At 73.5% G+C, this 13,506-nt stretch carries 9 protein-coding genes; 5 read left to right on the top strand and 4 right to left on the bottom strand.

What is annotated here, in order from left to right; genetic code table 11:
- The first annotated feature begins 34 nt into the window (after positions 1-34).
- Genes J0P97_RS06195 through J0P97_RS15875 form a run of 4 tightly spaced genes read left to right on the top strand, consistent with a single transcriptional unit; the run spans position 35 to position 5,410 of the window.
- A complete protein-coding gene (locus J0P97_RS06195) occupies positions 35-682 on the top strand; it encodes an RNA polymerase sigma factor (RefSeq protein ID WP_215486893.1) in 648 nt (215 codons plus the stop codon).
- A complete protein-coding gene (locus tag J0P97_RS06190) occupies positions 672-1,184 on the top strand; it encodes a hypothetical protein (protein WP_308163461.1) in 513 nt (170 codons plus the stop codon). Before J0P97_RS06195 ends, J0P97_RS06190 begins: the two co-directional genes overlap by 11 nt.
- 35 nt (positions 1,185-1,219) lie before the next feature.
- Positions 1,220-2,884 carry a S8 family peptidase gene (locus J0P97_RS06185; protein ID WP_215486891.1) on the top strand — a complete coding sequence of 555 codons (1,665 nt, stop codon included), beginning with the start codon at positions 1,220-1,222 and terminating at the stop codon, positions 2,882-2,884.
- A 42-nt stretch (positions 2,885-2,926) separates the two neighbouring features.
- On the top strand, positions 2,927-5,410 hold the full coding sequence (locus tag J0P97_RS15875; RefSeq protein WP_215486890.1) for a CHAT domain-containing protein: 2,484 nt from the start codon (positions 2,927-2,929) through the stop codon (positions 5,408-5,410).
- A gap of 227 nt (positions 5,411-5,637) precedes the next feature.
- On the opposite strand, the gene J0P97_RS06175 is transcribed toward J0P97_RS15875, so the two are convergent.
- The gene (locus J0P97_RS06175) at positions 5,638-6,441 is read right to left on the bottom strand and encodes a LysR substrate-binding domain-containing protein (RefSeq protein WP_215486889.1); all 804 of its coding nucleotides are present in this window, start codon (positions 6,439-6,441) and stop codon (positions 5,638-5,640) included.
- 131 nt (positions 6,442-6,572) lie between these two features.
- A complete protein-coding gene (locus J0P97_RS06170; protein WP_215486888.1) occupies positions 6,573-6,980 on the bottom strand; it encodes a transferase in 408 nt (135 codons plus the stop codon).
- An 87-nt stretch (positions 6,981-7,067) separates the two neighbouring features.
- On the opposite strand from J0P97_RS06170, the gene J0P97_RS06165 reads away from it, so the two are divergent.
- Positions 7,068-7,733 (top strand): YitT family protein, encoded by a 666-nt coding sequence (locus J0P97_RS06165; RefSeq protein ID WP_215486887.1) that lies wholly within the window; start codon positions 7,068-7,070, stop codon positions 7,731-7,733.
- Positions 7,734-7,762: 29 nt separating this feature from the next.
- Here the strand turns inward: J0P97_RS06165 and J0P97_RS06160 are convergent, their stop codons facing one another.
- Together J0P97_RS06160 and J0P97_RS06155 are read right to left on the bottom strand one after the other, a co-directional pair.
- Positions 7,763-8,545 (bottom strand): DNA-formamidopyrimidine glycosylase family protein, encoded by a 783-nt coding sequence (locus tag J0P97_RS06160; RefSeq protein WP_215486886.1) that lies wholly within the window; start codon positions 8,543-8,545, stop codon positions 7,763-7,765.
- A 24-nt stretch (positions 8,546-8,569) separates the two neighbouring features.
- Positions 8,570-13,465, bottom strand: a complete 4,896-nt coding sequence (locus J0P97_RS06155; RefSeq protein WP_215486885.1) for an Lhr family ATP-dependent helicase — start codon at positions 13,463-13,465, stop codon at positions 8,570-8,572.
- Positions 13,466-13,506 lie beyond the last annotated feature (41 nt).

Raw genomic sequence — 13,506 nt, 5'->3', positions numbered from 1 at the left:
CCGTGCTCCTTCAGACATGGCCAGAATGGGCGGTATGACCGATGCCGATCCCTCGACCTCCTCCGCGGACGCATCCGGCGCGGACACGGCGGGGGGCGGTGTTCCGGCGTCCATCTGGGACCGCGCGGCCCGAAGCTTCTCGCTGTGGCGGGAGGGCGACATCCACGCGATGGACGACCTCGTGCGGACGATGACGCCCGTTCTGTGGCACGTCGTGCGTGCCTACGGGCTCGCGCCGATGCTCGCGGAGGACGTGGTCCAGGCGACCTGGCTCACGCTCATCCGCCGCGCCGAGTCGATCCGGGATCCGCACGCCGTCGCAGGGTGGCTCACCACCTCGGCCCGGCGCGAGGCGTGGCGCGCGGCGCGGGCGCAGCAGCGGCAGCGCCCCACCGACGCCGTCGACCTGGAGCCGCTCCTGGCGCCCGACCTGCCCGCGGAGGACCGCGCGCAGACGACAGACCGGGATCGGCGTCTGTGGAGCGCGGTCGCATCGCTCGACGAGCGCTGCCGGCGCCTCCTGCGCGTGATCGCGTTCGAGGAGCGCCCCGACTACGCGGGCATCGCGCGTGACCTCGGCATGCCGATCGGCTCGATCGGCCCGACCCGGGGCCGCTGCCTCGGAAAGCTTCGCACCGCCCTGGCGGCGCATGGATGGGGAGGGGATTCCCGTGACCTCTGAGACCCGAGACGAGGATGCCGTGCTCGCGGCCCTGCGCCGCACCTGGCAGCACCTCGACCCCAGCCCCGACGGCCTCGTCGACGGCATGATCGCGGCGGTCGCGAGTGCCGACCTCGGCCGCGAGTACGCCCTCCTCGTCCTCGTCGAGAGCGATGCGTCGGGCGCCGTGCGCGGCGACGCGGACCTCCTCACGATGCAGTTCACCGACGGCGCCACGAACGTCCTCGTCCACGTCACCGCCGCCGAACGCGGCGAGCGCCGCCTGGACGGGTGGGTCGACGGCGACGCGGTCGAGGTGCGCCTCGAGCAGGAGGACGTCGCGGACGTCGGCGCCGCGGATGAGCCCGAGCGTCATGTGACCGAGCGGCGCGCCGCCTCCGACGGCGGGCGCTTCTCGTTCGACGCCGTCCGTTCGGGCATCGCACGCCTGCGCGTCGTCCTGGCCGCGCCGCCGCAGCCCGGGGCGGCGACCGAGCTGCTCACCCCGCGCTTCGAGATCTGACCCGCACCATCCGATCGCCGCTTCGAGGAGGAGCCATGACGCCTGAGGACTATGAGAACGGCCCCGAGCCGAAGGGATGGTCGTGGCGCGACCGGGCCCGCGGATCCATCGTGCGCGCGGACGTCCTCGACCCGGGCACCGAGCCGTTGGACGGCATCGAGGCCTTCCCGACGGCGTACATCCCCGACCGGCTCATCGTGTCGGACGGCGGTGCGGGCCTGCTCGAGGGCAACGTCGACCGCGTGCGCGAGGCGGCCGCGGTCTTCGGCTGGGGCATCGTCCGTGAGCGGCTCGACGGCACCGAGCTGGGGGAGGGCGAGGTACCCGAGGCGCGGCTGGAGGGTGCTCCCGTCATCACCCGCGTCCGTCTGACGACACCCGAGCGCGCCGACGGCGTCTCTCCGGCGCTGCCCGACGCGTGGCGCGTCCTCCAGCACATCCGGCGGACGATCCTCGGCGCGCGCGACCCGCGGCGCACCCGCGAGGGACGCGTCGACGCCGGCTCCGCCCTTCGCGCCGCCGGCGTCGATCGGATCGGGCTCGACCACCTCCTCACCATCGACCCGATCGGGCTCAATCCGTTCACGAAGACGAACCCGTTCACCAAGACCAACCCGTTCACGAAGACCAATCCGTTCACGAAGACGAACCCGTTCACGAAGACGAACCCGGTCGGCGAATACGGCGACTGCGGATCCGGCGGTCGACAGCCGGTCGCCTGGGTGGGCCCGGGTCCCGTGCCCTCCGACGTCCCCGACGGATGCCGTCGCCCGGTCGTCGCCGTGCTCGACACCGGGATCGGCTCTCACCCCTGGCTCCCGGACGACATGGTCGAGCGAAAGGTGAACATCGACGGCGTTCCGATCGGCCTGCACGATGACGCGAACCCCGAGATCTACCCTGACCTCTACGGACCTCTCGACGGCGAGCTCGACCCCGTCGCCGGCCACGGCACCTTCATCGCCGGGATCGTCCGTCAAGTCGCTCCGGATGCGCGGCTGCTCGCCGTGCGCGTCGCGGACGCGCTCGGCGTGGTCGAGGAGACGAACCTCCTCGACGTGATCGAGCAGCTCGGCGTGCTCGTGCAGCGCCATCGTGCCGATCCGGACACCGGGCAGGCGATCGACGTGCTGAACCTGTCGCTCGGCTACTACCACGAGACCCCGGAGGACGGGCTCTACTCGAAGGATCTGTACGACCTGCTCGCGATCCTGCGCGGATACGGGACCACTGTCGTCGTCTCGGCGGGCAACGACGCGACCGACCGGCCGACCTTCCCCGCCTCGCTGTGGCCGTGGCCGGGAGGCGACAACGGGATCGAGCCGGACGATCGCGCGGCGCACGTGTCGGTCGGAGCCCTGAACCCCGACGGCCGGACGACAGCCCTGTTCTCCAACGTCGGACCATGGGTGCAGACGTACGCGCGGGGGGCGGCCGTGCTGAGCATCCTCCCCGACTTCACGGGCGGTCTGCAGGCCTCGGCGCGCGACGACCGCTATCAGCGGCGGCGGCTCACGATCGGCCCCGAGGATTACCGGGGCGGGTTCGCGGTGTGGAGCGGCACCTCCTTCGCGGCGCCCCTGGTCGCCGGCCTCGTCGCCGCCGGACTCGGCATGCCGGACCGGAAGGAGAGCGCGGCGGACGCCACGGCATCCGCGCTCGCGGCCGCCGACCGCGCACGCGCCACGCTGGCCGTCTGACACATCTCGCGCGAGATCGCCTCCGCACGGCATGCTGGGGGTGTGACCCCCGACGCCTCGGCCCTGTACGCGGCCGCGCGCGCCCTGACCCACGACCGCCGCTACGGCGAGGCGGAGAGCGTGCTGGAGGATGCCGGGAACGCGGCGGCCGCCGCTGGGGAGGCAGACCTGGGTGCGCGGATCGCGGGGACGCGCGCGTACGTCCTCGACCAGCTCGGCCGCCCCGAGGACGGGGAGCAGCTGTGTCGTGCGGCCCTCGACGCCCCCGGGCTCAGCGCGCACACGCGCGGGGTGCTGGAGGGGCAGCTGGGCACGATCCTCGCCCATCGCGGCCGCGCGGCCGAAGCCGCCGACTGGCTGGGGCGAGCGATCGCGCAGATCACGGACGACCCGATCGCGGTCGCCAACCTCCGGATGAACCGCAGCGTCCTCGCCATGCAGCTCGGCGACCTCGCCACGGCGACGACCGAGCTCGAGGAGGCCGTGGCGGTCTACGAGGTCTCCGGTTCCGAGGCCGAGGTGGCCGAGGCGCGGCACAACCTCGGCTACGCGGCGCTCATCGGCGGCGACCTCGTCCGCGCGCTGCGGGAGATGGGCGCCGCGCGTCCCGTCGTCGCCGCGGCCTCCGAGGCGAACGCCGCGATCTGCGACATGGACATGGCCGAGGCGCTCCGTGACGCGGGTCTCGTGACTGAGGCGGAGCGGATGCTCGAGAGGGCGGCGCTCGCGTTCCGCGCGAACGGGATGACCCAGGCGCGCGCCGAGGCGGAGTTCCACCTCGCGCGCTCCCTGCTCCGCCACGACCCCGGGGAGGCGGCGAAGGCGGCCGCACGCGCGGCGCGCCACTTCGACGCGCTGGGCGCGACGGCCTGGCGCGACCGTGCCCGGGGCATCCGGGCGCGGGCCCTGCTGTCCGGAGGGTCATTCGGCCGGTCCGGCCGCGTCGTCGCCACCCCGGGCGCCGACGATGCCGAGGTCTCGACGCTCGCGAGCGTGCTCTCCGCTCAGGGCTTCGCCTCCGACGCGACAGCGCTGCGGCTCACCCGCGAGCTGTGGCGTGCGCGCCGCGGCGAGCGGGCGGGCCATGCGCCCGCGGTGGACGAGGCGGCGCCGCTCGAGGTGCGGATGCTCGCCCACGAGGTGCGGGCGGAGCGCGCGGCCCGCTCGGGCGACGACGCGCAGGTGCGGCGGCACGCGGCATCCGGGCTGGACGAGCTCAGCGCGTGGCGCTCCTCCTTCGGCAGCCTCGACCTGCAGACCTCGCTGGCGATGCACGGCAACACGCTCATGATGGCGGGGCTCGGCGCCGCCGTCCGCTCGGGGCGGCCCGAGGTGGTCTTCGACTGGTCCGAGCGGGCACGGCACCTGAGCCTGCAGGTCGTCCCGCTGCGCCCGCCCGCCGACCCCGCTCAGGCCGCCGAGCTGAGCGAGCTGCGGATGCTGCGCACCGAGGCGGCCGGTGGGGAGTGGAGCACGGATCCCCGCGCGGTCGAGCTGGGTGAGCGGCTGCGGCGACGGCAGTGGACGACGACGGGCGCGGAAGGTCTCGAGCAGCCGGTCGACCTCGCCACCGCCTCCGCGGCCCTCGGATGCGACACGGCCCTCCTGACGTACGTCTTCAGCACGGAGGGTCTCGCCTGCCTCGTCGTCACCGCCCGCGGCGCCGAGCTCGTGCCGCTGCGCGCCTGGGTCGACGCGCGATCGGACCTCCCGGCCCTGCGCTCCGACCTCGACATGAGCGCCGCCGTCCGCGGCGGGCCGATGGCGGACGTCGTGCGTCGCTCCCTCGCGTCCCGACTGGAGCGGCTCTCCGAGGCGATCCTCGACGCCCCCCTCCGCGGCGCGGATGCCGGGCGCGTGGTCATCACCGCGCCGGGCGTCCTCGCGGGCCTCCCCTGGAACATGCTCACCGGCGCGCGCGGCCGCGCGATCACCGTCGCCGCGTCCACGACGCGGTGGGTGCGCGGGCGGAGGGACCCCATGCCGTCCGCGACGGCAGCCTTCGCCGTCGGCCCGCGGATCGCCCGCGGGGAGGAGGAGGCGGCCGCCGGCGCCGCCGCCTGGGGCGAGCGGGCGGACGTCCTCACCGGCGAGACGGCCTCCGTCGACGCGGTCACCGCGGCGGCGGGGCGAGCCGACGTGCTGCACATCGCCGCGCACGGACGGCAGGCCGTCGACAATCCGCTGTTCTCGGCCGTCCAGCTCGCCGACGGCGCCCTCTTCGGCTACGACGTCGACCGGATGCCGACGGTGCCCAGGACCGTCGTCCTGTCGGCGTGCGAGGCAGGGCGATCGGCCGTCCGATGGGGCGAAGAGGCGGTGGGGATGACCCGCGCGTGGCTGCACGCGGGCGCCCAGGTCGTCGTCGCCGCTCCGGTGATCGTCGCGGACGATGACGCCTGCGAGGTCCTCGGCGCGCTCCATGGCGGTCTCGCCCGCGGCGTGGCACCCGCGGTCGCGCTGGCCGAGGCGACCGAGCGCACCGGCATCCTCACACCGTTCCTGTGTCACGGAAACGGATTCTGAGAAAAATCCGGACGGCGTGTATCAGGGCGCAGCGCGGGTGCTCCTGATCGGTGGAAGGACTGCACGGGTGCTCTGATCGCCCGGATCCACCGCTGGGGAGTGGTGACGCGGACCTTTCGCGGGGGCGGGCGTACGTCGGGGGGACTGGCGGCCGTCGAGGGGGCCGGCGCACTGGGGAGCGCCGGCCCCCCGTCGCGCTGGCGCGCGGTCGGAGGAGCCGGCGGGCGTCAGCGGGAGGAGTTCGCCGTGCGGCCGCGCACGATTCCCACGAAGGCGTCGACGAGAGGCGGCGTCGGGCCGGCGTCGGGCCAGACGAGCGCGACCGTCGAGTGGGGCCCGTCCGTGAGCGGGCGGTGCGCGGCATCCTTCCGATGGTGCGCGCGCGCCAGTGAGAGCGGAACGACGACGACGCCCACGCCGGTCGCGGCGAGCGCGATCGCGTCGGCGACGGTCGGCGGCGCTGCGAAGCGCGGAGCGACCGATCCGGGAACCTCGAGCGCGAGGGGCGGATGTGCGGGGGTGATCACCACCTCGCCGTCGAGGTCCGCGAGCGTCAGCTCGTCGGCGGCGGTGAGGTGGGACTCCGCCGCGCACACGACGACGGGAACCTCCTCGTACAGCGGGATCACGTGGAGCCCTGCGCGGGGGATCGGCAGGCGGACGAGGGCGGCATCGACGGAGGCCGCGGCCATCACCTCGGCCTGACCCGCCGGGGTGAGCGGCACGAGCTCCAGGGGGACGTCCGGGTATCGGTCCTTCCAGATGTCGATCCACTTGCCGGGGGTCGCGCCCTCGATCGCGCCGAGGCGGAGCGGTCCCGTCGGCAGGCGGGATGCGGCGTCGGAGGAGCGCTGCGCGGCGCCCGGAACGATGTGGCCTGCTTTTGGGACGCTCGGCTTCTTCGAACCAGGGTTCTTACCGCCGGAGTTCTTGCCGCCGGAGTTCTTGCCACCGGGGGTCTTCCCGCCGGGGGTCTTGCCGCCGGGCTTCTTGTTCCGTGGCGGCTTTCCCGCCGATCGTCCAGCCGCCATGGTGCCAGCGTAGTCGCGCACGTCGCCGGGGCAGTCGACTCACAGCCCGGCGCCGGCGATGAGGGCCGTGGGCTCGGCATCCACGAGCAGGTCCACGGCGGATGGCGGGCCGTCGGGTGCGGACGTTCGGATCAGGCGGCCAGGCGGAGTCCACGGCGGTCGGTCGCGACGGTCTCGCCGTCGGCCACCTGCTCGTCATCGCCGATGAGGGACCCTCCGACGACGCGCGCGTGGGCCCCGATGACGGTGCGGACGCCGATCTTCGCCTTCGAGCCGATCGCCGCGCCGGATCCGATGTGGGCGTGCGGGGCGATCTCGGCGCCGCGGCCGATGACCGCATCCGGTTCGATCCACGCTCCACGCCCGATGTGCGCGTCTTCGCCGATCTGGGCGCCCGGTTCGACGTAGGCGCCCGCCTCGACGAGGGCGCTCGCGTGCACCTTCGCCCCGTTCGCGATCAGGCCGCGCCCGTTCACGTGCTTGCGGTAGCGCAGCGTCTTGCCCTGCTCGTCCTCGATGTCGACGTAGTTCTTGCCCACTTGGCCCTCCTGACTGGTCCAACCGGAGGGATGCCCCGTTCATTCCCGCCGTATCGGTGTGCTCAGAGCGCTCCCAGACTGGGGAAAATGGATGTCGTGAGCACACCCGAACCGGACCCCGATCCCACGACCGGACCCTCCCTCGTCTTCGAGGAGAAGACCCACGCCCACGGCGTCGCGGAGGACGTGCTGGGCCTCGCGACCGGGACGTTCCTCGTGTCGCTCGGCCTCCATCTGCTCCATGCGGCGCACGCCGTCACGGGCGGGACGGCGGGGCTCTCGCTCCTTCTCGGGTATGCGACCGCGTGGCCGTTCTGGCTGCTGTTCCTCATCATCAACGTCCCGTTCGCCTTCCTCGCGGTGTGGCGGCGCGGGTGGGACTTCACGATCCGAACGGTCCTCTGCGTGGTGGCGGTATCGGGCTGGGCGGTGGTGCACGACGCGCTCTTCCCGATCGGCTGGATCGCGCCGTGGTACGGCACCCTCGCCGGCAACCTGCTCGCCGGGGTCGGCGTCCTGATCCTCTTCCGTCACCGGGCCAGCGTCGGCGGCATCAACATCATCGGGCTCGAGATCCAGGACCGCACCGGATTCCGCGCCGGCTGGACGATGATGATCTTCGACGTGCTCATCGTCGTGTCGGCGCTCCTCGTCGTGCCGTGGACGAACGTCGCCATGAGCGCGGTCGGCGCGGTGCTGCTGAATCTCGTCCTCGCCCTGAACCACCGGCCGGGGCGGTACCTCGGGCACTGACGGCGGGCACGGGTGATGCGATAGCCCGGTCAGGTCTGGCACACGGGGCACCAGAACACGATGCGCTCGCTCGTCGCGGTGGCGCCGAGGTCGGTGCGGCGGATGAGCGTGCCGCACCGACGGCACGGTTTGCCGCCGCGCCGATACACCCAGTCCTGCTGACCGGGACGGGTGTCGCCCGTGAACGTCCGCCCCGAACGGTCACGGTTCGCGCGGATCATGCGAGCCGCGGTGTCGACGAGCCCTGCGATCCCGGTGTCGCCCACCTCATCGGCGGGCCGCATCGGGAGGATGCCGCGGACGAAGAGGAGCTCGTTCGCGTATTCGTTGCCGAGCCCGGCGAGGTTCCGCTGATCCAGGAGCGCGACGTGCACGGGTCGGGAGTCCTCGGCCAGATGCGCTGCCGCCGCCACCGCATCCCAGTCCGGCCCGAGAAGGTCGGGGCCGAGATGTCCGACGAGCTCGTCCTCCTCATCGGCCGGCACGAGGTCGACCATCGCGATCTCGAAGCCGACGGCGACCGCGCCCGGCGTCCCGACGATCGCGCGTGCCTGGTACGCGGGGGAGCGCCAGCGCTCGTCCGGACGGAAGACGAGCCAGCGCCCTTCCATCTTCAGGTGCGAGTGAAGCGTCATCGCACCGATGTGCATGAGCAGGTGCTTGCCGCGCGGCGTCACGTCGTGGACGATCTGGCCGGTGAGGTCAGCTGTCGCGTGGCGTGGCACACGGAGGTCGAAGCGCGTGACCTCCTGCCCGGCGAGGGCCTCGTGGAGACGGCGCGCCGTGCGGAAGACGGTGTCGCCTTCAGGCATGTGCTGCTCCGCGTCGCGGCGCCGTCATCGCTGCCGCCGGAGAGTGAGTCCGCGGCTGGATTCCACGAAGCCGGCGGAGAGCAGCGCGCGCCCGACCGGCGTGCCGTAGACGAAGACGCCCGACACCTGCTCGACGGTGAGCGTATCGAGCCGCCGAGCCCGAGCGGTCTCGACGAGGCTGCGCGCCGCCGCGGCGAGGGCCTCCTCGTCCTCGGTGAAGGCGAGCGCGGAACGCCCGCCGCGCTCCAGGTACAGCGTCAGCTCGCCGTCGACGAGGACGACGAGTCCGCCGGCCTTTCGCCCGGGGCGGTGCCCGACGCCCTCGAGCGCCGGCCAGCCGAGCGCCGCGCCGTACGGGTTCGCGGGATCGGTCGCCGCCAGAGTCAGCGCGTTCCGCGGCGCGGGATCGGCGAGAGCGGCGAACGTCCGCAGCCGGTCGACCGTGGCGGAGACCGCGAACTGCGCCGCGCCCAGGCGCTCGATGAAATACCCGCGTCGCGTGTGACCGGCATCCTCGAATCCGGCGAGGATGCGGTAGGCCTGCGCGAAGCCGCCCGGCATCCCCTCGGACTGGACGCTGCCCCGTGTGACGATGCCATAGCGCTCGAGGAGCATGCTCGCCGCCGCGGTCGCCCGCAGAGCCGCGTCGGGGCTCGGGTCGGGGAGGAGCGACCATCGACCGCCGATGAGGGGAGGTCGCTGCGGCGGCGGAGGTGTCGCGCCCCGCACGGCGGCGAGAGGCGTGCCCCGGAACATGCGCGCGCGGGGCGTCCGACGTGCCGTGCGATGCGCCTGCGACCCACCTCCGAGGAGGGCGCGCACGGGGGCGAACGTGTCGTTCGTCACCCGGCCGGTCCAGGTGAGGTTCCACAGCGCGTCGATCACCGCCTGCTCGCTCGGCGCGCCCGTCATCGCGACCAGCTGCGCCGCGAAGTACGCGCCCCCGGTGCCGAGCGCCGCGAGCAGCTGCTGCTCGAACGCGTCGGGCCCGGACTCGCCGTCCTGATCGGCGGGGGCGAGGGTCAGGGCGACCGCGTCGGCGGGATGCAGGGCGATCCAGCCGTCGCGGCCGGGGAGCGACCCGTGCCCGGACCAGACGACCTCGCCCGTCGCGGTCAGCTCGTCGAGCATGCCGGAGGTGTAGTCCGAGACACGGGAGGGGAGGATCAGCGACTCCCAGGCGCTCGCGGGCAGCGGCACCCCCGCGAGCTGCTCGATCACCGCGAGCACGCCGTCGATCCCCTCGAGCGGCCGCCCGCCCGCCGACCCCGCGACGTGCTGCCACGCGGGGAGGAAGCGCGCGAACGCTTCGGGGGCCACCGGCTCGACCGTCCCGCGGATCGCGGCGAGCGAGCGCAGTCGCAGCCGCCGCAGCACCTCGCTGTCGCACCACTCCAGGTCGCCCTCGCGGGCCGCCTCGGCGGGGAGGAAGAATCCGCTCGCGAGCCGTCCCTGCGATTCGAGCCGCTGCAGCGCCTGACGCGCGACCGCCGCACCGATCCCGAGTCGCGTCGCGACATCCGACGTCCGGAACGGGCCGTGCGTGCGGGCGAAGCGCGCGACGAGATCGGCGAGCGGATCGACGACCGGCTCGAGGAAGGCCACCGGGATGCCGACCGGCAGGGCCACGCCGAGCGCATCGCGCAGGCGCCCGGCATCCTCGATCTGCGCCACCCGCCGCTCGCCCCCGATCGTCACCGGGATTGCGCGTCGCGCCTCGACGAGCTCGTCGAGAAGGGCCTGTGCCGCGTCGGGGGCGAGGGGTTCGGAGGCGCCGTCGTGCGGGTCCGCCGCCTCGGCATCCGCAGTTTCGCGCTTCTGAAGGGCGGCGGCAGGCCCCTCGACCCGCAGGCCGACCTCGACGGCGCTCAGCGGGCCGAGCAGCCGGAGGAGGTCGGCGACCCCCTCGACGCCGCGCACGCGTCGGTCCGGGGCGAGGCGCTGCGCCTCCGCCTCGAACTGCGCCAGGATGCCCGGGTCCAGCAGCTCGCGCATCTCCACCTTGCCGAGGAGCTCCGAGAGCAGCGCGGGATCCACCGACAACGCGGCTGCGCGCCGCTCGGCGAGGGGCGAGTCGCCCTCGTACATGAACGCGCCCACGTACCCGAACAGCAGGTCGCGCGCGAAGGGAGAGGGCTGTGACGTCGTCGTCTCGACGAGGCGGATGCGACGGTCGGCGATCGAGCGGGCGATCCGCAGCAGCGCCGGTACGTCGTAGACGTCCTGGAGGACCTCCCGGAGGGTCTCGAGGATGATCGGGAACGTCGGGTGGTTCTTCGCGACCTCGAGCAGCTGCGCCGATTTCTGACGCTGCTGCCACAGGGGCGAGCGCTTGTGGGGGTTGAGTCGTGGCAGGAGCAGGGCGCGCGCGGCGCACTCGCGGAACCGCGAGGCGAACAGCGCCGAGCCGCCCACCTCGTCGGTGACGATCTGCTCCAGCTCGTCGGCGTCGAAGACGAACAGCTCCGCGCCCGGCGGCTCGGTCTCGGCATCCGGCACCCGCGCGATGATCCCGTCGTCGCTCGCCACGGCCGATCCCTCCACGCCCAGCCGCTCTCGGATCCGCGCGTTCACCGCGAGCGCCCAGGGCCCGTGCACGTGCATGCCGTACGGGGAATGGAGGATGATGCGCCAGTCGCCGACCTCATCGCGCGAACGCTCGACGGTCAGCGTGCGGTCGGTGGGGAGGGTCCCGGTCGCCGCCTTCTGCTCGGTGAGGTAGGCCAGGAGGTTGTCGATCGCGTTGTCGTCGAGGCCGGACTCCCGCAGGCGCTCGGTGGCCTTCTCGGAAGACGCGGCCGCGACCTCGCGCGAGAACCTCCCGAGTGCCTCGCCGAGCTCCGCGGGGCGGCCGAGTCCGTCGCCGTGCCAGAACGGGAGCTTGCCCGGCTGCCCGAACGCGGGAAGGACGTTGACGCGGTCATGGGTGATCTCGACGATGCGCCAGCTCGTGGTTCCGAGGGTGAAGACGTCGTTCACGCGCGACTCGTAGACCATCTCCTCGTCGAGCTCGCCGACGCGCGCGTTCCGCGTCTCGCCCGCGACGAACACGCCGAACAGTCCGCGGTCGGGGATCGTCCCGCCGCTCGTCACAGCGACGCGCTGCGCTCCCGGGCGACCGGTGAGGGTGCCGTGATCGCGATCCCACACGACGCGGGGGCGGAGCTCGGCGAACTCATCGGACGGGTATTTGCCGGCGAGCAGGTCGAGCGTGGCCTCGTACGCCGAGCGCGGCAGGGTGCGGAACGGGGCGGAGCGGCGGACGGTCTCGAACCAGTCCTCGACCTCGATCACCCCCGTCGCGCAGGCCGCGATCGTCTGCTGCGCCAGGATGTCGAGCGGGTTCGCGGGGACGGAGATCGACTCGATCTGTCCGGACAGCATCCGCTCGGTGACGACTGCCGTGTGGAGCACGTCGCCGCGGTGCTTGGGGAACAGGGCCGCGCGACTGATCTCGCCGACCTGGTGGCCGGCGCGCCCGACCCGCTGCAGGCCGGAGGCGGCGGAGGGCGGGGCCTCGACCTGGATGACGAGGTCGACGGCGCCCATGTCGATGCCCAGCTCGAGCGAGCTGGTCGCGACGACGCACCGCAGGATGCCGCTCTTGAGCTCGTCCTCGACCTGAGCGCGCTGCTCCTTGGAGACGGAGCCGTGGTGCGCCTTCGCGAGCACGGGTTCGGCGCCGGACGATGACCCGGCCGCCGCCATCATCGCCGCGGGAGGCTTCGTCGAGCCGCCTGCGGCCCCGGTCCCCGAGCCGCCTGCGGCGCCGGTCCCCGAGCTCGTCGAGGGGTCGAGTCGTTCCGCGTAGATCTCGTTGAGTCGACCGGTCAGGCGCTCCGCGAGTCGCCGCGAGTTCGCGAAGACGATGGTCGAGCGGTGCGCGAGCACCCGGTCGACGATCGCCTCCTCGACATGGGGCCACACCGAGCCGGTGACCTCCGACGGCTGCGGAGACGGCGAGGAGAACCAGTCGCCGTCACCGTCCGCGCCGTCCGGGTCACGGTCGCCGCCGGTCCTCCGGCTGCCCGAGGGCCCGGCATCCGCGTCGTCGGCCTCCGACCCGGGCGGCGGAGGGGGGTTCAGCATGTCGCCGATCGGCACGACCACCCGCAGGTCGAACGTCTTCGCAGCCCGGGGCGCGACGACCTCCACGGGAGCCGAGCCGCCCAGGAACCGCGCCACCTCGTCGATCGGCCGCACCGTCGCGGACAGGCCGATGCGCTGCGCAGGCGTCTCCAAGAGGGCGTCGAGGCGCTCGAGGCTCACCGCCAGGTGCGCGCCGCGCTTGGTCGCGGCGACCGCGTGGACCTCGTCGATGATGACCGTGTGCACGCCCCGCAGGGTCTCCGACGCCTGCGAGGTCAGCATCAGGTACAGCGATTCGGGGGTCGTGATCAGGATGTCGGGAGGGTCCGTGACGAGCCGCCGCCGGTCGGCGGAGGTCGTGTCGCCCGAGCGCACGCCCACCGTCAATTCGGGGACCGGGATGCCGAGGCGCCGCGCCGACTGACCGATGCCGACGAGCGGGGACCGCAGGTTCCGCTCGACGTCGACGCCCAGCGCCTTCAAGGGCGACACGTAGAGGATGCGGGTGCGAGGCGCATCCGTCTTCGGAGTGCGCCTCTTCTTCGCCCCGGCCGTGCGCGTCCTGCCCGCGGCGGCGCCCGGCTCGCCCGCGGCCGCGCTCGCCGAAGCCGCCGCGGTGTCCGGCGCCGCGGGCCGCTCGCGGAACACGCGGTCGATGGCCCAGAGGAAAGCGGACAGCGTCTTTCCCGAGCCGGTCGGGGCGACGACGAGGGCGTGCTTTCCGTGCGAGATCGCCTCCCACGCGCCCGCCTGCGCGGGGGTCGGCTGAGCGAAGGCGCCGCGGAACCAGTCCTGCGTCGCAGGACCGAACCGTTCGAGCACGTCGCTCATCCGTCCATCTTCGCGCGACCCTCCGACATTGCGCAGAGGGG

Source organism: Microbacterium flavum (assembly GCF_018717645.1).
In the GTDB taxonomy this organism is placed as follows: domain Bacteria; phylum Actinomycetota; class Actinomycetes; order Actinomycetales; family Microbacteriaceae; genus Microbacterium; species Microbacterium flavum.
The sequence above is the reverse complement of the archived record's forward strand: the minus strand, read 5'-3'. Positions and strand labels throughout refer to the sequence as shown.

Excerpts from the sequence above, each read along its gene's own strand:
- J0P97_RS06175 (WP_215486889.1), bottom strand. The coding sequence starts at position 6,441 with ATGGCGGCTGGACGATCGGCGGGAAAGCCGCCACGGAACAAGAAGCCC.
- J0P97_RS06160 (WP_215486886.1), bottom strand. The coding sequence starts at position 8,545 with ATGCCTGAAGGCGACACCGTCTTCCGCACGGCGCGCCGTCTCCACGAG.
- J0P97_RS06195 (WP_215486893.1), top strand. The coding sequence starts at position 35 with ATGACCGATGCCGATCCCTCGACCTCCTCCGCGGACGCATCCGGCGCG.
- J0P97_RS06155 (WP_215486885.1), bottom strand. The coding sequence starts at position 13,465 with ATGAGCGACGTGCTCGAACGGTTCGGTCCTGCGACGCAGGACTGGTTC.
- J0P97_RS06165 (WP_215486887.1), top strand. The coding sequence starts at position 7,068 with ATGGATGTCGTGAGCACACCCGAACCGGACCCCGATCCCACGACCGGA.
- J0P97_RS06185 (WP_215486891.1), top strand. The coding sequence starts at position 1,220 with ATGACGCCTGAGGACTATGAGAACGGCCCCGAGCCGAAGGGATGGTCG.